Here is a 26,129-nt window from a genome sequence, read left to right as displayed (position 1 = left end):
CCAAGACAGCATCAGAATGAAGTACAGACGTGCTTTGTTTCAAGAAACAGGTGTTGAATCTTAATTGGGGAAACCTGTTGAGTGTTAATTGTGAAAAACTGCTTAATTCTACTTGACGGTTACAACACTTTACAAGGAATTCACGATAAACAGCTTTTGCAGTTTTCAATTTAATAGTTTCGTAACTTTCAGATATCATACTATCCATTAAGTTTTTTGTTTCATTAGACAACCTTGACCCTCTATTCCCTCTTTGTTTTGTTTTCGGGAGTAACCCTAAATATCCGCTTCCATAAATTTTCTCTGCATCTTTATACTTTTTAATCCAATTACGTAGCGTTCTCTCTGTTACATTCAATTCAGGTTCTAGCCCATTTAAATACTTAAGGACAATTTCATATTTTTGGTTTGCAACTTTCAAATCCTTTTCTGAAGCCTCTGAAATCATCTTTTTTAATTTGTTATTTTTATCTATTTTCTCGTTATCAATGCCATGTATATACCCTTCGGAGATATACGATTCAAATATTTCAATAGGTAGTTCTACCGTCTTATTATCATTAATAGACAGTAAAAAAACTTTTTTATTACTCTGATCATAATTTAATATTATCCAAGAAGTATCTCCCCATAGAATTCTATTCCCACTTTTTAGTTCAATTTTATTTGTTTTTGTTCTTTTTCTAATTGATTTCTCTATGATTGAAAATCCTTGACACTGTTCTTTATTTAAATAAAGTTTTACATTTTCAGGTTCTGTGATTACGTCATTGTATAAATCAATATAAATTCTGTTTTGGGCAATAAGAGCATATACATTATCCGCGGAAAAATGCGTATCTGCTTGTTGAATTAATTCTAGTAATGTTAAGCCGGGATTTGCTAAGATTAATTCTTCTATTCTTAAAATTCTAGGCCTCGATGGTATATACTCTTTTATAATATAATCTTCTAGAAACTCAAGATTACGCTGAAGTTTCCAATTAATTTCCGCAGATGAGCGTAAAAGAAAATCTAAATTAAATTCTTTCGCATAATTCTTTCCGGGCGAAAACACCCACTGACTATTTTCCTTAAAAAATCTCTCTGGATTTTCTTGTGACTTTCTAATAAGTTCTTCTTCTGTTTTCCACTCAACCCAATATGCTCTATCTTTCTCTATTACAAAATAATCTGCTGTTTTCAAATAAGCCATTTTCTTATTGTTCATTTTACTATGATAGTAATAAATCTTTATTCGTGGTGGTTGATCATAATATTCCAAAACATTATCATTAAATTCCATCATGTAAATGGCAGGTAATTCTACTTTATGACTTTCGAATTGAATAGTAACCCCCATCTTTTTACTGCTATATCTCCCGCTTACGTTATGTCTACCACCTCCAAGCCTTCTTGCAGGCGGAGACTTTCTTACTCGTTGTATCTCATTTTTTGCCTCATCTGTCAGATTTAATTTCCTTGCCCATTGTTCAAATTCTTTTTCACTCATCATGAAATAAACTCCCCCTTACTGAATTATCCCCAAATCCATTTTTAATCAATAGCATTTTCCAATAATCTTGTAGTGCCCTCTCTCTTAATAATCCGTTTTTATTTACAAATGTTTCAATTTTCCTACGACTCGGATATATGTTTTCTTTTTTTAAAGAGTTAAATGCATAGTCAATTTCTACTTTTAATGATTTAATTCTTTGTTGAGATTTAGTTTTTAAATAATCGCTATAATTTCGAGAAATATTTTTGCACTGCTGAGGATATTTTTTATACAAAACTCGTCTGTCATGTCCAATTTCTCTTGCAACTTGATACATTGATGTTGGAGGTTGCCTGTTCAAAAGTTCTTCTAACTTTCCCACTATTACTTCATTATTTAACGGATTGCGAATTGTTTTCTTATAGCTCCTTTCAATATGGTGATCGACTTTAAATATATTAGTATCGGTACTAAAACAACTTAATTGCAAATCAGAAATATTTTTGTTTAATTTAAAGCAAATTATTAATAAATTAACTAATGAAGGAAAATTATCCCCATTTATCCAGGAATGTACTGTGCTTTTGCTGAATCCTAGATAATTAGAGAATTTAGAAATACTTCCCTCAAATAATTCTTCCTTACTTAAATTTAATTGACCTCTTATACGTTTTCTAAAATCTATTGGTAATTTATTTATTAATAAATCCTCTAGATTCTTTGTGACATATGTTTGCCATTTTAATTCTTGAGCATTTGGTGTCTTCCTATTAAAATCTACTTCTAATGAATTTAAGCAATATGGACAGTACCCCACTATCATTTTTCTCCTTAGTATATCTATCTTTGATCCACAAGTATGACATTTATCAGTTAAAAAATACTTGTGCTCAATACAAACTGTTACTACTTTTAAATACCACAAAAGAGGAAAGTATACTCTTTGTTCATTATTATTCATATACCTCAAACATTCTGGACACCAAGAAAGGGATTCTTTAAATAACTTTCGTAAGGGAATATAGTCTTTCCATTTTAATAAAGTAATACTTGATAAGTCATTCCTAGTGGTTAGTTCTTCCATCACATTCACCAGATTAATAGAATTATCCATGTAGCCATTTATTGTTTTTGCTCCTTCATAAAAACGATTACCCCCGAACTTACTGCTCCGTATTAAATATTTTATCCCTATTGAAGGGACTACCAATTTACTTATCAAATCTCCAACATTCAAATTATGCTCATATGACACTCTCATTAGATAGCTTGTTAGACTTTCTACATTTTTTGTTCCAATGCCTACAGGTTCTATGTTGTATAAGACGCTTCTCTTAACCTTGTTTATCAATCTCTATAACCCCTTATAAATGACTTATTGTTATTATCCGCATTTTTTAACTTTTTATGCCTCTTTTTTATTTATTATTAAAAACGAGTAATATGAACTAGTTAAAAAGAACTGCTTTGTACAATTTAAAGTTAAAATTCAAAGAATAAGTAATCAAATATTGATATCCTGGAATGGAATGAATAAACTAATTATGACTCTTATAATTAATTTAAAATCAGCAACAAATGTTTAATCAGCTTATCTCTAATTTACAACTGATGTATCTTGTGTACATAATGATAGATACTATAGATATAAAAGACGAAGCATTAAAAATTATTAGGGGTTAGTAGAATTAAGTAATTTTACAATTTTCGATTTTGAGAATGACAATTAGATGAAATTATTATTGATACAGCACAGAAAGGATAGTGGGTATGATAAACAAAGTATTAATTTATCTCGATTTTGATGGCGTGTTAACAACTAAATTTTCAAATCCATCTAAATTTCATTTAGGATTAGAATTTGATCCGGTTTGTATTGAAAATTTAAAGAAATTATTAAAAGAATTAAAGGACAAATATGATAAAATTATCATCGTTATTATAAGTAATTGGCGTTATGATTTATCTGAAGATCAGTTGGTACAATTATTATGTAAAGTGTATGGATTAGAGCCTTATTTTAGTGAAATTGAATTCGCTGATAAAAAAGGAAATCGGGAGGAAGAAATAAAAGAACATCTTGCTATGAATACGGAAGTAGAAGCGTTTTTTATTTTAGATGATATGAACTATAGGGACGAAATCTTACGCAGGCACTTGATAAGAACTAGATCGGAAGATGGAATACGAGCATTCGAGGACATTAAAGCATATGCTCTGGAGATAATAGACTATTAGTCAATTTGCTTGGAATTATGAAACACATTTTTCAATGTAATGCCATAATCGAGGAGAATTAATTTATGAACAAAAAAACAATCTATGCGATAGTTGGAATTATCATCATAGGAGTAATAGTACTTTCATTCTTGGGAAATGATGATGGGATGGTGGTACTCCCCAAGTAAACGAGAATCAAGATATAAAGGAATTAGTTCAAGATTACAGTTTACGTAATATAGAAAATGAAACAGCTTCGATTAACATCCCATGAGCTCATTGTTACCGACAGTGAAGAGAATAAGTTAACCTATGAATTACCTGAAGATGAATTCTTTGTTTCCATCGCTCCATTCATCAATCAAACACACTCTTGTGATATTCATAGCTTAACTGGCTGTCAAGGTGAGATGGTGAATGAAGAATTTGATGTCTATATAGAAGACTCGAAGGGTAACGTAATCATTGATCAAACAATGTCTACATACGGAAATGGATTTATTGACTTGTGGGTTCCTCGCGAGGAAACTTATCAAGTAACTATTAGTCAAGACGGTAAAATAGCAGAATCAGAGTTCTCCACCTTCAAAAAGGATAAAACTTGCATTACAACCATGCAACTGATGGATAATAATGAAGCTTAATTTATTATAGAATGTGATAGTATACTCCAAAATAGGGCATCCAAGGTTATTATTGGATGCTCTATTTGTATTAAAAACTATGCTGATGATATTTAAACAGATCTAATTTATTGGAGAGCATTTTTATAAACTCTAGCTATTTCATCATTCTAATAATATTTTTAGTTCTCTTCACTACCCCAAGTAAACCAAGTCCTTTTACAGCATCTTTTGTTAACTTCTTCTCCGAAATTTTTATGATTTTTTCACTGGTCTTAGAGTAATCCCCTGAGTCATATAAGGGTTGGGGATCATATTCAATTGTGAGTTGAATCGCTTTCGTTTCATCTTCGCCCACAAGTTTGTTTGCTAAGTATAAAGACATATCAATACCCGCAGATACCCCGGCAGCTGTAATATACTTCCCTTGTTCAACGATTCTTTCACGAGTTGGAATAATTCCATACTTACGTAACAAAGTTATTGCCTTCCAATGGGATGTTGCTTTTAATCCTTCAAGTAAGCCGGCTGAAGCTAGTAAAATGGATCCTGTGCAAACCGAGGTCGTCCACTTTGTCGTTTCATCAACTCCCCTAATCCACTCCAACACATTTTCCTTCTCCATTTCTTTCAAAAAGGCTATCGTTGAACCTGGTATTAGTAATATGTCTGCATCTTTTATTTCATTAATACTATATTTCACATCAATATCGATTAAACCGGAATCCGTTGTTATTTTCCCCTTCTTTTCAGCAACAAAATACAGTTCTGCTCCGGACATATTTCTTAAAACCTCATAAGGACCGACAGCATCAAGCATCGTTATTCCATTATACAAGTAAATTATTATTTTCATTTCTCTCTCCTTCATTGTAGAGACCCTTGGAAAGGTTATTAAAATATGAGTTAATCCTAAAAAAGCTGGTCTCCACCAGGAAACCAGCTTCTGTCATGTATTTTTATGCTACGTCATAGCCTTGATCTTCAACTGCTTCTTTCATGTTGTCCAAGGATACTTTAGATTCGTCGTAGGAAACTTCTACTTTTCCAGTGTTTAGATCTACCTCTACAGTAGATACGCCATCTAATTTTTCAAGTGCGCCTTCTACCGACATTTTGCAGTGGCCGCAAGTCATTCCTTTAACATTTAGCGTTTTCGTTTGCATCGTTTCTCACCTCCTTTAAAGGAAAAATATAAATTATATCTTAACTCTCTTTAAACGAAGGGAGTTCGAAACAACACTCACAGAACTGAGCGCCATAGCAGCACCTGCAACCCATGGTGCAAGGAGTCCGATTGCCGCAATTGGAATTCCTGCCGTATTATAGCCAAATGCCCAGAAGAGGTTTTGCCTGATATTTTTAATCGTTGCACGGCTGATTTTGATTGCTTTCGGAATGAGTAATAACTCTCCTCCAAGAATCGTGACGTCAGCTGCTTCGATTGCTACTTCTGTCCCTGTACCAATCGCAATTCCAATATCAGCGATAGCTAAGGCAGGAGCATCATTCACTCCATCTCCAACCATACCGACCTTTTGACCTTTTAACTGAATTTCTTTTACTTTGTCCGCTTTTTCTTCAGGTAAAACTTCAGCAATCACTTCCGTAATTCCTACTTGTTTCGCAATGGCCTGTGCGGTTCGTTCGTTATCTCCTGTTAGCATAATCACATCTAATCCTTGATCTTTTAACTCTTGGATTGCTTGTGGAGCTGTATCTTTGATTGTATCTGCGACCGCAACAATTCCTTTATATTCTCCGTCGACAGCGATTAGCATCGCCGTTTTCCCGTCTAATTCATAATCAACTAATGCTTGCTCTGCATTGCCAACTTCAATTTGGTGATCCTGCATGAGTTTTCGATTACCGACGAGAATATTTTTTTCAGAAATGGTAGCTTCAATACCATGTCCGGGTATAGCACTGAAATCATCAACTTCTACCAAGTTCATATCCAGCTCTGTTGCATAAGCGACAATCGCTTCTGCAAGTGGATGCTCGGATCCTTTTTCAGCACTTGCGAGTAGCTTTAATGTTTCCGCGTCACCAGTAAAATCGGTCACTTCTGGTTTACCCTTTGTAATCGTACCTGTCTTATCAAGGATAATCGTGTTTAGCTCATGGGTACGCTCAAGATGTTCGCCACCTTTGAAAAGAATGCCAGTTTCGGCAGCTTTTCCTGTACCAACCATAATCGAGGTTGGTGTCGCAAGTCCCAATGCACACGGACAAGCAATAACAAGTACGGCAACAGATGCAAGCATGGCATTTTCCATTTGCCCTGGCTGCACAAAGGCAATCCACACAATAAATGTCAGGATCGCAATCCCTACAACAATCGGTACGAAATAGCTGGAAATCACGTCAGCTAATCGTTGAATCGGTGCCTTCGATCCTTGAGCTTCCTCCACAACTTTGACAATGGATGCAAGGGCAGTATCTTTACCAACCTTGGTCGCTTCCATTTCAATAACACCATTTTTATTAATCGTCGAACCGATGACGGTTGCATCGATGTCTTTTTCAATCGGTATCGACTCACCCGTAAGCATGGATTCATCGACAGAGGTGCGTCCTTTCACGACAATACCGTCTACAGGGATTTTCTCTCCTGGTTTCACAACTAAAATGTCTCCAACGGCTACTTCTTCGACTGGAATCATCGTTTCTTCGCCGTTTCTGATTACCCGTGCTTCTTTCGCTTGTAAATTAAGTAAAGAAGATAGCGCACTTGACGTCTGACTTTTCGCTCTTACTTCTAAATACTTACCAACTAGAATTAATGTAATGATTACGGCACTTGTTTCAAAATATAAGTGCGGTTCGTATGCAGGATTTCCAATCGTCATAAATGCTTCATATAAACTGTAGAAATACGCAGCACTCGTACCTAAGGCGACAAGGACGTCCATGTTCGCCCCGCCATTCCGAAGACTCTTATAGGCACCGGTATAGAATTGCCAGCCGATAATAAATTGTACTGGTGTTGCTAGAGCAAACTGGAACCATGGATTCATGAAAATAGCCGGGATGGTCATATTAAATAAATGAACAAGCATGGTTACTAACAATGGAGCAGTTAATATAGCTGAAATAAGAATTTTCGTCTTCATACTTTTTAATTCTTTTTCTTTATGAGTTTGCTTTTCTCCATTTTCTGCTTTTGATTTGGCATCGTAACCCATGTTTTGAATTTTGTCTATCATGGCATCGATATCGATTAATCCAGGATTGTATTCAACGGATGCACTTTCAGTTGCAAGGTTAACGGTTGCTAATGTAACTCCATCCTGCTTATTCAGTATCTTTTCAATCCGAGTTGAACATGCAGAACAGGTCATGCCGAAAACATCCAGATTGGCTTGCTCTGTAACCACACCATACCCGACATGTTCAATTTTTTCCGTAATATCATCTAGGGAAACGACTTCCGAATCATAATCAATCGTTGCTTTTTCCGTTGTCAGATTGACTTGTGCTTTTACGCCGTCCATCTTATTTAACGTTTTCTCCACACGACTGGAGCATGAAGCACAAGTCATTCCAGTAATACCTAACGTTGCATGATTTGTTTCGCTCATGACAGGTTCCTCCTTATTTAGAAATTTGCTTTAAAACATCCATCAATTCATCAATTACCGGTTCGCCTTCACCAGACTTCACTGCATCACTTACACAGTGTTTGATATGTCTCTCGGTGACCTCATGACCGACTTTCTTCAGCGCAGCATTTATTGCACTAATTTGTACCAATATATCTACACAATAGCGGTCTTCTTCCACCATTTTTTGAATGCCGCGAACCTGTCCTTCAATTCGCTTTAATCTATTCGTTATTGCGGTTTTCTCTGTATCCGTTCTTGGAGTTACTGGTTGATCACGTAAGAATTTTTCCAAGACAATCACTTTCCTTTCTTGTTCTCTCTATATATACTATACCCCCCTAATGTATTTTTGTCAAGAGGAAAATGGGGCAAAACATTTATAGCCTTGCCCTTTCCCCTATTTAGTTAATCAATCTTCAATAATTGAGCATTAATTGCAACAATTATCGTACTTAATGACATGACAGCAGCTCCAATTGCTGGTGTCACAAGGATACCAAAATTGATTAATACACCCGCTGCTAATGGAATTGCTAGTATGTTATATCCCGATGCCCATCCTAGATTCTGGATCATTTTTCTGTAGCTTGCTTTGGAGAGCTTTACAATATTCAGGATATCAACCGGGTTACTGTTTACTAAAACAACATCTGCCGTTTCGATGGCAACGTCTGTACCCGCTCCTATTGCAATGCCCAAATCTGCTTCGGCCAAAGCGGGTGCATCGTTTATTCCATCACCAATCATCGCAACTTTATTATTATCTTCTTTTAATTGTTTCACATTACTGGCCTTCTCATGTGGGAGTACTTCTGCAATAATCGTTGACATGCCGAGTTGTTTACCGACATAGTTTGCGACACGGCTGTTATCTCCAGTCATCATAACCGTTTCAATGCCACGGTTATTCAGTTCTTTGATGACGTCATAAGAGGATTCTCGAATAATATCTGCTAATGCAATCATGCCTTGTAATTCATTATCTTTTAATATAAAAATTACTGTTTTGCCTTGTTGTGCTAACTTATCATATATTTCTTCATCAAAGTCAATTTGATTCTCCCGCATTGCTCCTGGGCTGATCGCTGCAATTTCCGAACCATTCACGTCAGCAGTCAATCCTTTACCAGTTAAGTTTTTATAATTTGTAACGTCGTATAACTCTAAATTGCGCTCTTTCCCTTCCTTTACAATCCCTTTGGCAATTGGATGGTCGGACTGCGTCTCAACCGAATAGGCCAATTTCAATAATTCCTCTTCACTTACATTATTGCTTGGGTGAATATCCGTAACACCGAAGTTTCCTTCTGTAAGTGTACCTGTCTTGTCAAAAACAACACGATCCAATTTCCAAGCACTCTCAAATGGAATACGGTTACGAATTAACAAACCTTTCTGAGCAGCAATCGATGTTGAGCGTGAAGTAACTAGTGGCATTGCCAGACCAAGTGCGTGTGGACAAGCAATGATCAGAACGGTAACCATTCGTTCTAATGCAAATTCAAAATCACCTGTTGTGGCCCAATATGCAAGCGTAATAATTCCCGACACTACAGCTACATAGAACAACCATTTTGCCGCAGTATCTGCAAATCCTTGTGCTCTTGACTTCGTACTTTCTGCATCACTTACTAATTGGATGACTTGAGCTAAATACGTATCGTTGCCCGTTTTATTTACTTTAATTTTTAATACACCTGAACCATTAACGGCTCCACCGATTGCCTCCATTCCAGGTCCTTTTTCAACTGGAACAGACTCACCTGTTAACATGGACTCGTCGACAGTTGATTCTCCTTCAAAGATTTCTCCATCAAGCGGGATTTTTTCGCCAGATTTCACAAGAATCTCATCTCCAGGGTGTAACTCCTCAACAGATACCTCGACAATGTTTCCGGACTCATCAATCTTATGTGCTTCTTTTGGCATCAGTTTAATCAATTCCTCCAGTGCCTTGGAAGCACCCATAACTGATCTCATTTCTACCCAGTGACCTAACAGCATAATAACGATTAGCGTAGCGACCTCAAAGTAAAAGTCGCTTCCTGCAATAAAGAATGCTGTTAACGTACTATAAACGTAGGCAGTTACAATCGCTAGGGAGATTAACAGCATCATTCCAGGTGTTTTTGCTTTTATTTCATCCCAGGCTCCAACTAAAAACGGTTTACCTCCATAGAAGAAGACGATCGTTGAAAGGAGGAATAATAATACCATGTTCCCAGTAAAGGTTACTTCGTAGTTGAGTAGCATTTGAATCATCGGTGATAGATAGGTTATCGGTATTGCTAAAACTAAGGATACCCAGAATCTTTTCTTAAAATCCTCAATCATGTGTTCATGGTGATCCGCATGACCACCATGTCCGCCGTGACCGTGGCCATGGTGTCCGTGATCATTGTGTGCAGTGTGGCCGTGGTTCTCATGTTCTTCATGCGAACGATGTTCATGATGGTGTTTGTTTATTCCATTACCTTGCTTTTCCATTGTTTTCACTCCTTATGTATCGTAGTATTTGGAGACTTTATGCAACTTATTCCATCTCCTTTATCTCAATCATAACATACGATACCCCCCTTTGGTATATAGTAAACTAAAATAAATATTACAAAACTGTGCAGAATGTGTGCATTTTTGTTTTGTAGAAAAAATACCGCTTATGAAAATTAGTTATGAACCCACTTATAACCAATGCCCCAAACAGTTATAAAATAGTCATCGATTGGAAAACCTGCCCGGCGGATTTTTTCCCTTACATTCCTTACATGCGAATCAATCGTCCTTCCTTCTGTTTCAGACTCATAGCCCCAAATTAAGTCTATTAATTGGTCCCTAGCAAAAACACGATTCGGATTTTTCATTAAGTGTCCAATCATCAAAAATTCCTTCGGCGTTAATTTTATAGGATTGTTATGATAAGACAGTTCAAACCGTTCTTCATTCCATAAGAGACCGTGAACGTAAATTTGGCTAGATGGTTTTATTCTACGTAGGAGCGCATCCATTCTTGCTAATAATTCCTCTTCATTAATAGGTTTTGTAATATAATCATCTGCACCGAGTTTCAGCCCCTTCACGATATCTTCCTTCTGTTCACGTGCAGTAACCATTATAATTGGCACCTCAGAGAAACGTCTTATTTCCTTACAAAGCTCCCATCCATTCATTTCTGGCATCATGATATCAAGCAGAATAATGTCAAAAGTTTCTTCTTTTATATACGATAAGGCTTCTTTAGCCCCCAACGCCTTAGTAGGTAAATAATTATGCGGCTTCAAGTACAATGCTAATAAGTCTAACATCCTTTTTTCATCATCAACTAATAAGACTTTATTCAATATGTTCACCTCTCTGCAGTATTATTTCAAAGCTAGTCCCTTCTCCTATCTTACTATTAACCTCAATGCTGCCACCATGAGACTCCACAATTTCTTTCGCGATGGCCAACCCTAATCCCGTTCCGCCACTTAGTCTAGATCTAGACTTTTCCACGCGGTACAAACGTTCAAATATATAAGGCAGATCTTCTTCTGGAATACCTTCACCTTCGTCTGAGATTATCGTTTTAATGTTATGTTTATTTTGATAGACTTCTACTGAGATACGTTTCCCTTCAGAAGTATGTTTTTTTGCATTGTCCAATATATTCAATAGCACTTGCTGCATTCTATCCGGATCAATATTTGCGATAATATTACTTGGACAAGAGACTAAAAATATAATATTTTTTTCTTCCAGAGCAGGTCGAATACGCTCCGTAATCGTATAAATTAATTTCCCAAATTCTATATTCTGTCTATTTATACCGAATGTATTCTGATCCATTTTTGCCAGATTAAATAGATTTCTCACTAATACTGTCAATTGTTCCGTTTCTTCCCGAATGATTTCGAGGTATTCACTTTTCTCATCATCCGTAATGTCATCTCGGCTAATTATATCTGCATATCCTTTTATATAGGTTAAAGGTGTTCGCAGTTCATGAGAGATACTAGCTAAAAATTCATTTCTTTCCTTTTTCATGTGTTCTAAATCATTCGATAATGTTGTAATTGAATTCGCCAATTCACCGAGTTCATCACTTCGATCCGTTTGTAGTTCTACCCTATTCCTGCCTTTGCTTAACTGTTCTGTTGCTTTCGTTATTTCAATTAAAGGTTTTGTAATTAATCTAGAAAGGATAAAAACTGTAATAATTGTCAGTATGATAGTTATAAATCCAATGATTAAAAATTGATCGCTTAAATGATCCACAATTCGTTTGATATTATCCGTATCAGCGAACATAAATACATGTCCCTGATGTTCTTCATTTATTGTAATCGGACTGTCGGTTGCAATATAATCTTTCTCCATCCAGCGTTCTTCTATCACTTTTCCATCTGTTGGTATTTGGTGGGTATCCGTATGTTTAATAACTTCTAGCATCTCTTCATCAATTGGATCTGAATGAACAATTACAAATCCTGATGCATCTGTAATTACTACAGCAAAATCTGATTCAGACTCCATGATAGCAACGTGTTCTAATGTAGTTTGATTAAAATGTTCCTCTAACACATCGCTATGTGTGTTTCCGCGAGCCAATAGGTTATCCATCACTTCTTCAATCCGTTCATTTGCCAGATTAGTATACAGAATGGAATAAAGGAAAGTTTCAATGATCAAAATAAAAACAAAAAACAACATTCCAATTTTTAAGGACAGTTTATTAAACATGATCGTCTCCTATACTACCAATAGGTTAATGTGTCTAGTATGCCAATGAGAAGAAGTAAAACTCCTGCAACCTTTTGAGTTATTGCACCTATCTTCCTGCTCTTCTTTAAGATTACTCCACTTGCTCCAAAATACCAAATCAAAAAGATAACGATCAGTAAAGGAAGAGATGTCCCTATCCCAAATACAGAAGGCAGAATAAATCCATTCGAAGTCTCCAAAACGATTGGCATCAATGTGACGATAAATAGGATAAACATGGTTGGACAAAAAGCTAATGTAAAGCTTACTCCCATTAAAAAACTACCCAAATAACTATCTTTTAACTTATTGAAAGGAAATTCTAAAATCGCCCACGTTTTACCCCAGCGAAATACTCCCATCATATATAATCCGATGAATATAAGTACCGGTCCGATAACTTTTCGTAAAAGAGGAAACATTTGTGTTAATGTACTATGCACTTCTTTTCCTAACAGCCAGATTACAATGCCAATTATTGAAAAGACAACAATTTTACCTAAAACAAACATAAACACATATAACCAAGGCACCTTGTCAACTAATGACCTGTTCCCATATATAGTTATTGCACTTATATTACTAGTGAGCTGGCATGGAGCCACAGCTCCGACTAATCCTAGGAAGAATGCAAATAATATTGGGAGATGTTGAAAACCAAATGCCAATTGTTGCAGTTGTCCAAGTAATGTACTACTGATTTGATAAAATACATCAACCATATTTTCGTTCAACTCACTATCTTTATCAACTATTTTTCTTAACCTTAGTAGATGGGTTCAATAAATCACCCATTCATATTAGTTTATTAAAAAAGTATCCATTTATTGTGCAGATGTTTTCGTAGTAATCTCAATCCTTTTGAACTGATTTTATACGTTCGAATTCTTCTTTATCTATTTCACCTTTTGCAAATCTTTCCTTTAAGATTTTATAGGTGTTAGGTTTCCCCTTGGTGAAATTTCTAATTAAAAGAACCCCTATAAATATTAAACCCAACCAAGCTATTATCATACAGATCATCGGCCATATTGAACCATAACCATACATGAAGTGCATTTTATCACCTTCTTATTATTATAAGGATAATTATATAGAGAATTAGTCAAGAAAATTTGCAGAAAAAGGTCATCTAATGACTTGTAAAAGAATCTGCACATAAAATGCAAATTTACGGGGTAGATTAATCAAGACTAAAAAAATGGAGGGATAAAAGTGAGCAGAAATATAATAATGGTACTTTTTTCTATCTCTACAGTGTTTCTATTAGCTGCTTGTACTGGTGGAACAGAAGAAACGGATCCGGAAGAAAATACGGGTAACGAGACAGAATCAAACACAGAAGAAGACACGGAATCGGAAGCTGACTCACATGAAGGTATGGATCATTCTGAAATGGATATGTCTAGCTCTGGAGAAGTCCCCGAGAATTTGAAAGAAGCTGAAAATCCAACATATGAAGTTGGTAGTCAAGCAATCATAGAGACAGATCATATGGAAGGAATGAATGGTGCCGAAGCGACAATTGCAGGAGCCTATGAGACAACGGTCTATACTGTTTCCTACACTCCTACAACTGGCGGTGAGGAAGTAACGAACCATAAATGGATCATCCATGAGGAATTGGAAAATCCGGGAGCAGCTCCTCTAGAACCAGGTACTGAAGTAACAATGAATGCAGACCATATGAATGGTATGGATGGGGCTGTAGCTGAAATTGATTCCGCTGAAGAAACAACGGTCTACATGGTTGATTTCATTCCAACTACAGGTGGAGAAGAAGTAACAAACCATAAATGGGTAACGGAAAATGAATTATCCCCTGCCGAGTAAATATTTATAGATAGTTGGACATAAATATCTAAGTATAATTTTAAAATGGTTCCTATCATTGATTTGATGATAGGAACCATTTTTCGCTGGATTAATTTAATGAACACGAACAGCCCAGTGCTTAATACTGCAAATATAGATATCCCAAATTCTTACATATCTAACATGCATCTTAGAAAAACTTCTTTACTGAGCATTGACTTCAATTGCACCATCGTAAAGTTCTTTAAAAACTTCTGAAAACGCATCAATCGTATTACTTAATTCATCTTTATCGTTATCTATTCCACCTACTTCTACTAAAATTGATTTACTGGAAATATCCTGATTATATACTCCATTACCTTCCGCCCTCGTTTTTAAGTAAATCCCTTTACTCAAACCATGATATTTCTCTTCAAGCTTTTCATGAATCTCCTTTGCAAACATTAAATTCTCTTGATAATTCTCATGTTCTTGTCCCACCACAAAGTATAGCCTTGCGTAATTCTTACCATTTATCGTTGTAGTAGTACTTTCTTTTCTAGCTGAATCCCTATGAATGTCAATATAGTAAGAGATACTTTTACTTTGTGATGATACAGTCTGAACAAGTTCACGCGAGAGGGTATACGAATTGTTATAATCCCATCCCTTGTCGTGTAATGCTTGTGCCATATTCGTTTCTTCATGCTGGGCTGTTATTCCGTATTCTTTCAATTTATTACTTAACATTGTTCCAACCAGAACTACATTTTCCTCGTTATTTATACTGGAAGCTTCACTTGGCTTAACATCCTTATTAATTAGAGGCAAGTATCCTTCCCAACTATGGGAATGATAAATAAAAACAGAGGGATCATTTATTTTTTTGATACTACTCTCTTCATTACTTTTATTTTCACTGTTCTGAGCTTGTTCCTTGTTTGAATCTTCCTTTTTAAGCAATTCATCAAAATTAGGTGGGGGAGATTCATTAGGCAGATTGGAGTAGTCAGATCCCTCTCCCGCAATATAAATTTTAGTTGTAGCACGGTTAAACCCTGGTATTTCATGCAAAAGTAATGTTGATATATTATCGGTTTTAATACCCGTAATCGACTCAAATGCTACCTCCGTTATAGAAGGTATTTCCACTTCTTTCTCAAGAAAGTCTTTGAACTGTGGAACTCCTTCCCCTATCATTAGAAGAAGTGCATTGGTAATAGTTTCTGAGTTGATAATTTCTATATAGTCTTGATTTTTGAAGATATTGATTTTTAAATTTGATGGACTACTAACTAATAGTATGATAGAAAATATAAATAAAAGGAATGGAAGTACTAAAACCGTTGCATTTTTTTCTTTCATTTGCCTTTTTGCCATTAATAATCACCTCTAGTAATACTATGAGGCTGATAAGTAATTTAGAAGTTTCATATTTTAAATGATATTGTGCCAAAATTAAAGACATGGCATTGAAATAAAACGCATTTCATGCCATGTCTTTATCTAGGTTTAAATGAATTTTCTTCATATCTCCATAATAATACTAACGATTTTTATCCGAGTACCACATCTAAAATCATCATTATTGTAAAACCTATCATTAAACTCATAGAAGCAAGAAATTGCAGAATAAATTTTCATGACACGATTTCAATAACCCCAGTCATTCCTAACTCTTCATGACCTGGTATGGTACAGACATAACGGTAGGTACCTGTGGTGATAACAGTGAATGTTATTTCCTGTTTCTCTCCTGGAAAGCTGTGCAGATGTAATTGATCATTACCCTGCCCATGATCGTGCGATGAGGCTTGTTCCTCTATTTCCGCTTCCATTCCTATTATTTCGATATCATGTTCCACTTCACCGATATTGTCTAAAGTAATTGTCACCATTTCACCAGCTTTTATCTCTGTATGGCTTGGAGTGAAAGAATAATCGTCAGCTTGTATAACCACGCTATTTATCCCGATACTGTGATGATGGTTACTATTATTTGATGAATGTGAAGGTGTAATCAATGGACCCACCTGATTATATCCAACAGTAAAAAGAACAAATAACACAATCATGGTGACAGGATGATTGACAATTGCTTTGCTTTTTATGAATTCCTGCTGCATCATTTGATACAAAATTACAATAATTCCTATGAATAACAAAAACATGACCCTTATTATGGTTTCCTGGTACTCAGGAGCAATCATTTCACCTAACATCGCTCCCATCATACCGCCCATAATACCCGCTAACGTTCCGTCTATAACTGGCATTAAACCTATAGGAAGACCCGCTAGGAACCCGGCTAATACTCCAATCAACATTGCTAAAATAGTAGAGGAAAACAAATCTCCTAAGAGTAAAATACCTAGTATGACACCAACTGTGAGCCCACCTATCATTCCAAGGGACATAGAGATCATCATTCCAGCCATGTTCGTTATTTTTCCCCTGTAACGAATCGTTTCCCATATAATAAAGAGCTTTAGTATAAATATGAACGCCAAAGTTACACTTAAAGCAAATGTCATTTTTCATTCCCCCTTTTCAATACTTGTCCTTCACGCCTATTATATGAACGTTGTATTGATTCATTCTTATGAGTGATTATTATTAAAATTAAAGATATACTTTTTCACAAGTTAGACATAATTTCTACACAGAAACTCCATTAATTCCAGATAAATTTATAAAGAAAGAATAAATTTATCATGATATTGCGATGAAGAATTCCTTTTCAATCTATTTTAAGCGGATATAATAACTTAAACGAGGAGAATTATGTATGAAAAAAAGCCTAATCTTTACAATAGTTGGGATAGTCATATTAGGAATAGTAGTACTTTCATTCTTGGGAAATGATGCTGGTACTGCCCCAAAAGCGAATGAAACTCAGGATATAAAGGAATTAGTTCTAGATTACAGTGTAGGTAATATTGAAAATGAAACAGCCTCGATTTCCTCGCATGAACTTATTGTTACTGATGCTGAGGAAAATCAATTGATTTATGACTTACCTGAAGATGAATTCTTTGTTTCTATCGCTCCGTTCATCAACCAGACACACCCTTGTGATATTCATAGCTTGACTGGCTGTCAAGGTGAGATGGTGAATGAAGAGTTTGATGTATATATTGAGGATTCGAACGGTAACGTAATCATTGATCAAACAATGAAATCAGAAGCAAATGGATTTATTGACTTATGGGTTCCGAGGGAAGAAACTTATCAGGTTACTATTACACAGGAAGGTAAAATAGCTGAATCAGAGTTCTCTACCTTCAAAAATGATAATACGTGCATTACAACTATGCAGTTGATGTAAAATAATGAAGCTTAATTTACTTTAATAATGGCAAACAAATAACAGAGCATCCGATAATATTATTGGACGCTCTGTTATTCAGAATAAGAACAAGATGGAATCTTTTAAAGGGTTTAAAGGTAATTCATCTTTACGCATTTCAAAAAAAGCTGGTCCCAATTCCAGAAACCAGCTTTTATCATCTATTTTTATGCTACGTCATAACCTTGATTCCCAACAGTTTCTTTCATGTTTTCCAAGGAATCTTGCAGAGGTTAACAAATAATATTTACTACAGTAGCTCCTTTGGATAGGGTGTTTTTGGAGATTGGTGCAGTTACAATTTATTGGTATGACATTATTATTGCTACAGCGGCTGCATTAGGTTTTTGGCTTACAGTAAAAGAAGCAGAGCGGCTTGGTTTAGAAAAAGATTTACTTGTAGATTTAACATTAAAAGGCACTGTAGAAGTAGACATAAACTCCGGTAAAGTGAAAGTTACCTATGATGAATCATTCTATGATTTTCATGTAATTTTGAATTACCGAATATGCAATAAATTAAATTAAAACAGAACTACCAATGTATGATAGTTCTGTTTTATATATAATTAGACTAGATATGGGGGATTAGTCTAACACACACTACTTATATTTTGGTGCCCATCAGTGCCTTGTCATCACTCGAACCGTGACACTTTTGATACATCTCCTTCATTTTCTGTTTATCCATCTCTGGATGCATTTCCTTCATGAAAGGGAGCATTTCTTGAAAATTCCATCCACTGTCTGAACCACCGTGGGCATATACTACATTACCTATACCCAAAGCCAGAACAATAACAAGACCTCCTGATATTAACTTCTTTTTCATTTAAAAACCTCCTTTAAATTAGTTGGTATAAGGTTTAAAAACGTCTTTCACAATTTAACTTTATATAAAAACTTTCAAGAATTTATCCAGAAAAGGTTAACATTTTGCGTCACGTCAGTAAACTCCCATCTAACTGTCCCAAATTCGCCACGTTTTCTGCATCAAATGTGGACATGTAAGGATTACTATTATTTTGGAGTAGTTACAACACAGCTACCAATAAATTAAATCAAGTGGGAGGAAACTATATTGAAAAGAAGCATATTAGTAACTTTAATCCTGAGTCTCATTTTAGTGCTGGCAGCCTGTGGTGGGGATGATAACAGCAGTACGACGGATAACGATGGTGACAATTCAACGGAGGAGACAGAGAGCACCAGCTCTTCAGAAGAAACCACTTTTAACGAAATTGAAATCCAAGCATCTAACTTTGAGTTAGATCTATCCGAAACTACGGTAACTGCTGGAGAAGAAGTAAAGCTAAGCCTGACAAACGTTGAAGGAATGCATGGAATCTCTATCGATGAGCTAGATGTAAGCGTTGAAGGAGATGGGGAGGCAGTATTTACACCGGAGGAGCCGGGTGAATATACTATCTATTGCAATATCCCTTGCGGTCAAGGCCATAGCGATATGGTCGCTAAATTGATTGTACAGTAAGTTCGATTAAATATATAACCAACTGATTTTTTCACTTAATTTCACATTTAATAAATCTATTTTTAGGCGCCTAATTCCTTGCGTAATCGGATTTAGGTGCCATTTTAGTTTTCCTTTTAAGCAGTACTTTAGAAATACTGCTTTATAAATATAAAGGATCAAATAAGACGTATATTCTAAGCCTTATATTTCAACACAAAATTTGCATATTTTCTTCATAATCTCTTGTTACACTAAATAGGAAATAATCTAAAAAGAGAAAGGAAACATAAGATGGGAACAAAACTTAAGATTCTAGTATTGATAATTAGTATATTGGTTATCAGTGCTTGCAGTAATGATAACACGCAGCCTGAAGAAGAAATGGATGACATGGACCATTCAACCATGGATCACGACACCATGGACGAGCATATGAGCCACGATGAGGTAGTAAGTTTAAACAACTCTACCGGGGAAAATGAATTGAACGTCCCTCCTATATTAGAGCCTGATAATGATGATGACAATCAAGTTGAATACACCGTTCGGGCACAAACCGGAGAAACTGAAATTTTCGATGGTACTAAAACGAAAACGTACGGGTATAATGGTTCCTTTTTAGGACCAATGCTTCGGCTTGAAGAAGGTAAAGCAGTAAAAATTAGAACGATTAATGAGTTAGATGAGGAAACAACCTTTCATTGGCATGGATTGGAAGTAACCGGGGATGCTGATGGTGGACCACATGAATTCCTGGAACCCGGAGAAGAAGAAATAATTGAATTTGATGTGACTCAAGAAGCTTCAACACTATGGTTTCACCCCCATCCTGAAGGGAAAACTGCTGAACAAGTATACAATGGACTCGCAGGCCTGATTTATATCGAAGATGATCATTCAAAAAGTCTTGGATTGCCAAATACGTATGGAGAGAATGACATCCCACTGATTTTTCAAGATAAAACATTCGATGATAAAGGTCAATTAAATTTTAGCGCTGCAATGAATGATGACGGAACAATCGGTGAGACGTTGCTAATTAATGGGACATTGAATCCAAAGTTAACTGTTAATAAAGAGAAAGTACGTCTCCGCTTATTGAACGGATCAAATGCAAGAAATTACACATTTAAATTGAATACTGGGGATTCATTCGAGCAAATCGCAACGGATGGAGGATTTTTAAACAAACCGGTGACACTGGATGAAATTACACTAACACCATCCGAACGGGCGGAAATCATTATTGATTTCTCACAGCTCGACACGGAGAATGACTTGACGTTAGTAAATGAAGATGGCTCTATCCTTCTTCCCTTTAATGTTTCTGAAGAAGGTGGAGAAGAAAGCAGTATTCCTGAGAAGATGAATGATGTTTCAGTATCAGAAGAAGAGCTAAGCATGCCAGTTACAAAGCAAGTGGAACTCTTCGGAATGATGGATCAGGTTACGATTAATGGGAAGAAATTTGATCCAGAACGAATTGATTTCACGCAAGAACAAGGTGTTACTGAAGTATGGGAAATTTACAATAAGCCAGACGAGATGGGTGGGATGATCCATCCATTCCACATACACGGGGCCCAATTTAAAATACTATCCAGAGATGGAGAAGAACCCCCGGAGAATGAGCGAGGATGGAAAGACAGTATTTCTGTTCAACCAGATGAAACGGTAAAAATAGCAATACAATTTAAGCACAAGGGTATATATATGTTCCATTGTCATATTCTTGAACATGAGGACAACGGCATGATGGGACAGGTAAAGGTAGAATAGGATCAGTAAAATAAAAAAATGGTTCCAACCCCCTATTTCAGATGGTTGGAACCATTTTTATGTCTAGTTGTCTAAGCCCTCTAAATTGATATCTAGCATATAATCTCGACAATAAACATCATTTAATTTAGGTAGTCCATCGGATTCTGCAAAGCACCATTCTTATATACTTCAAAATGTAAATGGATCCCTGTATAATTTCCAGTATTATCCATTATCCCGATTACCGTGCCTGTACTAACTTCTTGTCCAACCGTTACATTAATTGACGATAAATGCGCATAAAGCGTTTTTAAGCCATTACTATGTTCAATCTCTATTCTGTTCCCAAAGCCACCAGTATGACCCGCTTTCGTCACTACTCCATCTGCAGCAGCTAAAATATTATAATTGCTTGAGCGCGCGATATCAATTCCGTTATGCTGTCTTCCCCAGCGTGGTCCAACATAACTGGAATTATACCCACCTACCGCTGGCTAGGCAAGATAGCCACCGCTTGATTGGTTACTTAGCGTTGAAAGATCGCCATTTGAGCCAGCACTAGCGGATGCAATTTGAGTAGCCCGGGCTGGCTGAGTTAACGCTGTCATATTACCCTTAACTTTCTTCTCAAGTGCCGCCAGTTTACTGTCTTCAAGTTTTAACCCTTCCACCTTAGCAACAAGCTTTTCTTCTTTTTCCTTTAAACTAGCTTACTTTATCTTCGTTTCTTTTTTTGATCCTCGATTAATGCTTGCATTCCTTCTAGTTCTAGTCTCAAATCTTTTAATTCCGCAAGTTTAATAACGACCTCTTCCTGCTTCTCTTCCACTTTTACTTTATCTGCTTCAATTTGTTCCATCAAATCGCCATTATTTACCAGCTTAAAATCGATTTCTTAACTTTTTCCTTACCAAAAAAAAGATAGACCTTTTAGTAAATTGTCTATATTTCATTAGTATTATAAATTAACTTTATGTAGAAATTGTGAAGTTTGAATACGTCAAATAAAGCAAAAAATACTAGATTTCTTATTTCATCTTCTAAAAAATCCCAAGAGCTAGATGTAACGTTAGCTCTTGGGGAGTTTGGTAAAATCCATTATTCTTTTACTCTCATGAGTCGCAAACTATTCAATGCTACGAGAATAGTAGCTCCCATATCTGAAAGAATAGCAATCCAAAGGGTTAGCCAACCCGGAATAACTAATAGTAAGGCAATCAACTTAATTCCAATCGCAAAAGTAATATTCGCTTTAATAATATTCAATGTTTTTCGACTCAACCTCACTGCAAATGGCAGCTTTGTTAAGTCACCTCCCATTAAAGCAATATCTGCTGTTTCGATGGCCGTATCCGTCCCAGCCCCACCCATTGCTACTCCAACAGTAGATGCAGCTAAAGCCGGGGCATCATTGACGCCATCGCCGATCATGGCTACCTTGCCATAATCTGATTTCATTTTTTTGATGTATTCCAACTTATCCTGGGGCATTAACTCGGCTTGAATATCGGTTACGCCTACATGTGTACCTATGGCACTTGCAGTACCTTTATTATCACCTGTCAGCATCGTTGTTTGCTTAATCCCTAACTGGTGAATTTTTTGAACCACGTCTTTACTTGTTTCACGGACTTCATCCGCAACAGCTATCACGCCAAGGATCGTTTGTTCCGTCCCAATGATCATGGCCGTTTTACCTTCATTTTGTAAGGCTTTTACCTCGTTTTCAAACTCCAGACTCAAGTCGGATACATTCAATTCCTTGAAAAGCCTTGGGCTGCCAATATAATAGGTCGTTCCGTTTACAATCCCTTTAATCCCACGCCCCGTAATGGAAGTGAAATCCTCCACTTGAATATCTTTAAAAGCGATATTTTCTTGTTCTGCCTTCTTCGTAATTGCTGAAGCAAGTGGATGTTGTGAACGGTATTCTAATGCTGTAATGATGGAAAGTAGCTCTTTTTCTTTAATCTGTTCATTTCGTACTTTATAATCCGTTACTACCGGTACACCTTTTGTTAGTGTTCCGGTCTTATCAAAGGCAATTGCCTTGATCGTACCCAATTCTTCTAAATAAACACCACCTTTGATTAAGACACCTTTTTTGGCAGCATTTCCGATTGCGGAAACAATCGAGATTGGTGTGGAAATAACTAATGCACAAGGACAACCGACCACAAGTACCGCTAATCCCTGGTATACCCATGTTCCCCAGTTTCCTCCAAAGAATAGTGGTGGAACAATGGCAACTAGGGCTGCAATAATCATAATAATGGGCGTATAATATTTTGCGAATTTATCTACAAACGCTTGAGCTGGAGCACGTTCCCCTTGCGCTTCTTCAACTAAGTGAATAATCTTAGCAATTGTTGTATCTTCTACATATTTAGTGATTTTTACTTCAAGTAATCCCTCTTCGTTAAGTGTACCTGCAAATACTTCATCATTTACCGTTTTGGCAACAGGGACAGATTCTCCTGTTATAGCTGCCTGGTTGACAGCTGAGAAGCCATTCACAACTAGCCCATCCATGGCGATTTTTTCTCCTGGTTTGACAATCATAATATCACCTACAGCGATATCATCCACATGGATCATTATTTCCTGACCATTCCGTCTAACAAGGGCTTCTTTTGGAGCAATATCCATCAATGAACGAATGGATTGTCTTGCTCTATCCATAGAGAAACGTTCAAGTGCTTCACTGATTGCAAAGAGAATGACAACAATAGACGCCTCTGCCCATTCACCGATGATGGCGGCTCCAATAACGGCAACTGTCATCAGGGTTTTCATGTCGAAATCGAAGCGTATCAAATTTTGAAAACCAACTTTAAATAGTGAATATCCTCCAATTACAATTGAACCTATAAATAACATTGAAGTTACCAGGTTATCTTCTCCATTTACAAAGTGAGAAAGGTAACCAAAGGCAATTAGTAATGAGGCAAATAGTAATGTACTGTGTTTTTTATAAAATGGCATTTTCTCTTCTTTATAAGCCTTATTATCTTCTTTAACTTCTCGTATCGATTGATTCGCTAGTTTTTCAGGAAATACTTTAAGATTCTCGAAGGCACCTGCTTTTTCAAGTTCATCGATTGTTGTGCTTCCATACACATTAATTTTAGAAGCTCCAAAATTTACTTTTGCATCTTGAATTCCCGGTATTTCTTTTACATTCTTTTCAAATTTCCCGGCACAGTTTGCACAGGAAAAGCCTTCAACACGGTATACATTTTTTTCTTCAATTACGACCGGCTCGACCCGTCTTCTTGTTTTCTCTGGTGCCACTTTAAGATTCTCGAAAGCACCAGCCTTTTCTAGCTCTTCAAGGCTTGCATTACCGATTACATCAATTTTAGAAGCTCCAAAATTGACCTTAGCATCCTGTACTCCTGGTAGTTGTTTTACATTTTTTTCGAACTTCCCTGCACAACTTGCACATGAGAAACCCTCAACACGATAAACATTTTTATCTTCTGTTAAGGTTTTTGCTGTATTATCCAACTTTCATAGCCTCCCTCTGATGCACGAAGGCTTTTTCCACGAGCTGTTTAACATGCTCATCATCTAGTGAATAATAGACTAACTTTCCTTCTTTGCGATATGTTGCTATCCCTAAATTTTTCAATAATCTTAAATGATGGGATGCTGTAGCAGTTGAAGATTCAATAATGTTCGCCACATCACAAACACACAACTCCCCCTCTAGGGACAAAACATAAGCAATTTTAATTCTTGTATCATCTGACAGAGCCTTAAAAACCTTAGCTACTTCCATAGGATTTTGTTTAGCAAGGTCATTTTTAGCTCTGTTTACTTTATCCTCGTGAATACAGGTAACTTCACAAATATCTTTTGTCATAATATTCCCCCCACATTCAAATAGTTGTTTGGATATTAAATATACTTTTATTATATTCAATTATAAACTAATAGTCAAATGAACATTTGAATATATATCATTTTTAAAAAATGAGATTTTCCTTCTCAACTATTCAGTAATATGAATGGGCTGCCTTCCCATTTGGCAAACCGATCAGGACTGAACACATAGCGATAGCCACAATAGGTCTCAAGATATTGATCACTTCCACAGCAGCAGTCTTGGAATCCAGAAGATTCCCTTCCAAATCGCGATGCCAGGCAAATCTATGTAAGGTTGTATCTTCTTGAGGATTTATTCCCCCATTACGCACCTTATCAACCAACTCACCAATCCAATTTTCTACTTTATTCCGTGCATTTCTCCCTAGCCAATCGTTTGGACCAACTGCAGCTGGAGACTCGAACATCGCTGCCAAGTCTTTTGTCAATTCCTTAACATCGTCTTCTTCCAACGGGACGCCTGCCCACTGGCAGGCTGTTCTACACAGGACTTCTTTTACTTCTTCATAAAGAACAACTTCATCCATCTGTTCCCATTTATTTAGCGCTGTTTTCCACTGTTTTTTTGTAATATCTGTTAGTTTTTGAAGCCCTTGGGAGACATGATGGACATAAACATTTCCTTCCGATGTTTGTGATCTTGTCCATCCAACGCCTGAACACCATTCTTCCCGAACAATGTTTGAACCGCCCGGTTCGGTGCTGCATCTTTCCTTTTGAATTTCTCAGTGTTATAAAAAACTTCGGCAGCTTCCTTTCCTACCATGCAGATCGCTTTCTTCCCAAGCAATCTGGTCTCAAATATATTAGAATTAAAACTGTGACGTCTGTTCAAAATGTACATATAACCTTCTCTCATAAGACTCAAGCCATGATCTATTCCTTCTTCCCGAGGCATTTGATTTGTATCTGACATATCATTCACCTCCATTTTCATTAGTGATAATTTTATGTTACTTTTCCCTATTTCCTCTTCCTTTAGTCATTGTTATGACGTTTGTCTAAAAGAAGTATAAGAAGAAATTGAATTTAAAATACATTTTTCTTTGACTTAGGTAAATAATAGGACGGATTAGGTTATTCTAATAGATACCTTTCGGCCTTGATGTTTTAAGTATCGATAAATTGCTAAAGCAATCATTAAGTTTCTTGCTGAGACTTGTCTTCAATGTGCTACTGACTGAATGTC

At 36.3% G+C, this 26,129-nt stretch carries 26 protein-coding genes and 1 pseudogene; 7 read left to right on the top strand and 20 right to left on the bottom strand.

Going from position 1 to position 26,129, the window contains the following annotated elements; all coding sequences use genetic code 11:
- Nucleotides 1-1,495: PDDEXK family nuclease (locus L3V42_RS13185; RefSeq protein WP_238472182.1), on the bottom strand; the 1,495-nt coding region annotated here is incomplete at its 3' end.
- Entirely contained in the window at nt 1,485-2,828 is a 1,344-nt protein-coding gene (locus tag L3V42_RS13180) for a helix-turn-helix domain-containing protein (protein WP_238472181.1), read from the bottom strand. The genes L3V42_RS13185 and L3V42_RS13180, both read right to left, overlap by 11 nt.
- Nucleotides 2,829-3,247: 419 nt before the next feature.
- On the opposite strand from L3V42_RS13180, the gene L3V42_RS13175 reads away from it, so the two are divergent.
- Together L3V42_RS13175 and L3V42_RS13170 are read left to right on the top strand one after the other, a co-directional pair.
- Complete coding sequence (locus tag L3V42_RS13175) at nt 3,248-3,715, top strand: HAD domain-containing protein (RefSeq protein WP_235761425.1); 468 nt, start codon at nt 3,248-3,250, stop codon at nt 3,713-3,715.
- 65 nt (nt 3,716-3,780) lie between these two features.
- Nucleotides 3,781-4,341, top strand: a pseudogene (locus L3V42_RS13170) (CueP family metal-binding protein).
- 136 nt (nt 4,342-4,477) lie between these two features.
- Here the strand turns inward: L3V42_RS13170 and L3V42_RS13165 are convergent.
- The 9 genes from L3V42_RS13165 to L3V42_RS13125 all read right to left on the bottom strand — a co-directional run bounded on the left by L3V42_RS13165 (nt 4,478) and on the right by L3V42_RS13125 (nt 13,682).
- A complete protein-coding gene (locus tag L3V42_RS13165) occupies nt 4,478-5,176 on the bottom strand; it encodes a DJ-1/PfpI family protein (protein WP_235761423.1) in 699 nt (232 codons plus the stop codon).
- 103 nt (nt 5,177-5,279) lie between these two features.
- Nucleotides 5,280-5,486, bottom strand: a complete 207-nt coding sequence (gene copZ / locus L3V42_RS13160) for a copper chaperone CopZ (protein WP_235761422.1) — start codon at nt 5,484-5,486, stop codon at nt 5,280-5,282.
- A 33-nt stretch (nt 5,487-5,519) separates the two neighbouring features.
- The gene (locus L3V42_RS13155; RefSeq protein ID WP_235761421.1) at nt 5,520-7,904 is read right to left on the bottom strand and encodes a heavy metal translocating P-type ATPase; all 2,385 of its coding nucleotides are present in this window, start codon (nt 7,902-7,904) and stop codon (nt 5,520-5,522) included.
- A 13-nt stretch (nt 7,905-7,917) separates the two neighbouring features.
- Nucleotides 7,918-8,220, bottom strand: a complete 303-nt coding sequence (locus tag L3V42_RS13150; protein WP_235761420.1) for a metal-sensing transcriptional repressor — start codon at nt 8,218-8,220, stop codon at nt 7,918-7,920.
- A gap of 113 nt (nt 8,221-8,333) precedes the next feature.
- Nucleotides 8,334-10,415 carry a copper-translocating P-type ATPase gene (locus L3V42_RS13145; RefSeq protein WP_235761419.1) on the bottom strand — a complete coding sequence of 694 codons (2,082 nt, stop codon included), beginning with the start codon at nt 10,413-10,415 and terminating at the stop codon, nt 8,334-8,336.
- Nucleotides 10,416-10,594: 179 nt separating this feature from the next.
- Nucleotides 10,595-11,266, bottom strand: coding sequence for a response regulator transcription factor (locus L3V42_RS13140; RefSeq protein ID WP_235761418.1), 672 nt, complete (start codon nt 11,264-11,266; stop codon nt 10,595-10,597).
- Nucleotides 11,259-12,647, bottom strand: coding sequence for a sensor histidine kinase (locus L3V42_RS13135; RefSeq protein ID WP_235761417.1), 1,389 nt, complete (start codon nt 12,645-12,647; stop codon nt 11,259-11,261). Before L3V42_RS13135 ends, L3V42_RS13140 begins: the two co-directional genes overlap by 8 nt.
- A gap of 14 nt (nt 12,648-12,661) precedes the next feature.
- Nucleotides 12,662-13,390, bottom strand: coding sequence for a cytochrome c biogenesis CcdA family protein (locus L3V42_RS13130; protein ID WP_235761416.1), 729 nt, complete (start codon nt 13,388-13,390; stop codon nt 12,662-12,664).
- A 130-nt stretch (nt 13,391-13,520) separates the two neighbouring features.
- Nucleotides 13,521-13,682 (bottom strand): SHOCT domain-containing protein, encoded by a 162-nt coding sequence (locus L3V42_RS13125; protein ID WP_235761437.1) that lies wholly within the window; start codon nt 13,680-13,682, stop codon nt 13,521-13,523.
- A gap of 201 nt (nt 13,683-13,883) precedes the next feature.
- Here L3V42_RS13125 and L3V42_RS13120 point away from each other — a divergent pair, with 201 nt between their 5' ends.
- The gene (locus L3V42_RS13120) at nt 13,884-14,501 is read left to right on the top strand and encodes a YdhK family protein (RefSeq protein ID WP_235761415.1); all 618 of its coding nucleotides are present in this window, start codon (nt 13,884-13,886) and stop codon (nt 14,499-14,501) included.
- 186 nt (nt 14,502-14,687) lie between these two features.
- Here the strand turns inward: L3V42_RS13120 and spoIIP are convergent, their stop codons facing one another.
- Both spoIIP and L3V42_RS13110 read right to left on the bottom strand, forming a co-directional pair.
- Nucleotides 14,688-15,845: a stage II sporulation protein P gene (gene spoIIP, locus L3V42_RS13115; RefSeq protein ID WP_235761414.1), complete on the bottom strand. Its 1,158-nt coding sequence runs from the start codon at nt 15,843-15,845 to the stop codon at nt 14,688-14,690.
- Between the two features lie 260 nt (nt 15,846-16,105).
- Nucleotides 16,106-16,999: a plastocyanin/azurin family copper-binding protein gene (locus L3V42_RS13110; protein WP_235761413.1), complete on the bottom strand. Its 894-nt coding sequence runs from the start codon at nt 16,997-16,999 to the stop codon at nt 16,106-16,108.
- A gap of 254 nt (nt 17,000-17,253) precedes the next feature.
- On the opposite strand from L3V42_RS13110, the gene L3V42_RS13105 reads away from it, so the two are divergent.
- Both L3V42_RS13105 and L3V42_RS13100 read left to right on the top strand, forming a co-directional pair.
- Nucleotides 17,254-17,793, top strand: coding sequence for a CueP family metal-binding protein (locus tag L3V42_RS13105; protein ID WP_235761412.1), 540 nt, complete (start codon nt 17,254-17,256; stop codon nt 17,791-17,793).
- 300 nt (nt 17,794-18,093) lie between these two features.
- A complete protein-coding gene (locus L3V42_RS13100; protein WP_235761411.1) occupies nt 18,094-18,342 on the top strand; it encodes a hypothetical protein in 249 nt (82 codons plus the stop codon).
- A gap of 79 nt (nt 18,343-18,421) precedes the next feature.
- Here the strand turns inward: L3V42_RS13100 and L3V42_RS13095 are convergent, their stop codons facing one another.
- Nucleotides 18,422-18,646 (bottom strand): hypothetical protein, encoded by a 225-nt coding sequence (locus L3V42_RS13095; RefSeq protein ID WP_235761410.1) that lies wholly within the window; start codon nt 18,644-18,646, stop codon nt 18,422-18,424.
- A gap of 249 nt (nt 18,647-18,895) precedes the next feature.
- Here L3V42_RS13095 and L3V42_RS13090 point away from each other — a divergent pair, with 249 nt between their 5' ends.
- On the top strand, nt 18,896-19,306 hold the full coding sequence (locus L3V42_RS13090) for a cupredoxin domain-containing protein (protein ID WP_235761409.1): 411 nt from the start codon (nt 18,896-18,898) through the stop codon (nt 19,304-19,306).
- A gap of 273 nt (nt 19,307-19,579) precedes the next feature.
- Complete coding sequence (locus L3V42_RS13085; protein ID WP_238472180.1) at nt 19,580-21,067, top strand: multicopper oxidase family protein; 1,488 nt, start codon at nt 19,580-19,582, stop codon at nt 21,065-21,067.
- A gap of 122 nt (nt 21,068-21,189) precedes the next feature.
- Here the strand turns inward: L3V42_RS13085 and L3V42_RS13080 are convergent, their stop codons facing one another.
- The 6 genes from L3V42_RS13080 to L3V42_RS13055 all read right to left on the bottom strand — a co-directional run bounded on the left by L3V42_RS13080 (nt 21,190) and on the right by L3V42_RS13055 (nt 25,856).
- The gene (locus L3V42_RS13080; RefSeq protein ID WP_310739773.1) at nt 21,190-21,480 is read right to left on the bottom strand and encodes a M23 family metallopeptidase; all 291 of its coding nucleotides are present in this window, start codon (nt 21,478-21,480) and stop codon (nt 21,190-21,192) included.
- A 284-nt stretch (nt 21,481-21,764) separates the two neighbouring features.
- A complete protein-coding gene (locus tag L3V42_RS13075; protein WP_235761407.1) occupies nt 21,765-21,908 on the bottom strand; it encodes a hypothetical protein in 144 nt (47 codons plus the stop codon).
- 239 nt (nt 21,909-22,147) lie between these two features.
- Nucleotides 22,148-24,559, bottom strand: a complete 2,412-nt coding sequence (locus L3V42_RS13070; protein ID WP_235761406.1) for a heavy metal translocating P-type ATPase — start codon at nt 24,557-24,559, stop codon at nt 22,148-22,150.
- A complete protein-coding gene (locus L3V42_RS13065; RefSeq protein WP_235761405.1) occupies nt 24,552-24,917 on the bottom strand; it encodes an ArsR/SmtB family transcription factor in 366 nt (121 codons plus the stop codon). The genes L3V42_RS13070 and L3V42_RS13065 overlap by 8 nt, the downstream gene beginning before the upstream one ends.
- A 133-nt stretch (nt 24,918-25,050) precedes the next feature.
- Entirely contained in the window at nt 25,051-25,467 is a 417-nt protein-coding gene (locus L3V42_RS13060) for a cytochrome P450 family protein (protein ID WP_235761404.1), read from the bottom strand.
- Between the two features lie 50 nt (nt 25,468-25,517).
- Nucleotides 25,518-25,856, bottom strand: coding sequence for a cytochrome P450 family protein (locus L3V42_RS13055; RefSeq protein WP_235761403.1), 339 nt, complete (start codon nt 25,854-25,856; stop codon nt 25,518-25,520).
- Nucleotides 25,857-26,129: the final 273 nt, after the last annotated feature.

It is taken from the genome of Oceanobacillus alkalisoli, from assembly GCF_022213125.1.
GTDB classification, from domain to species: domain Bacteria; phylum Bacillota; class Bacilli; order Bacillales; family Amphibacillaceae; genus Oceanobacillus; species Oceanobacillus alkalisoli.
The sequence above is the reverse complement of the archived record's forward strand: the minus strand, read 5'-3'. Positions and strand labels throughout refer to the sequence as shown.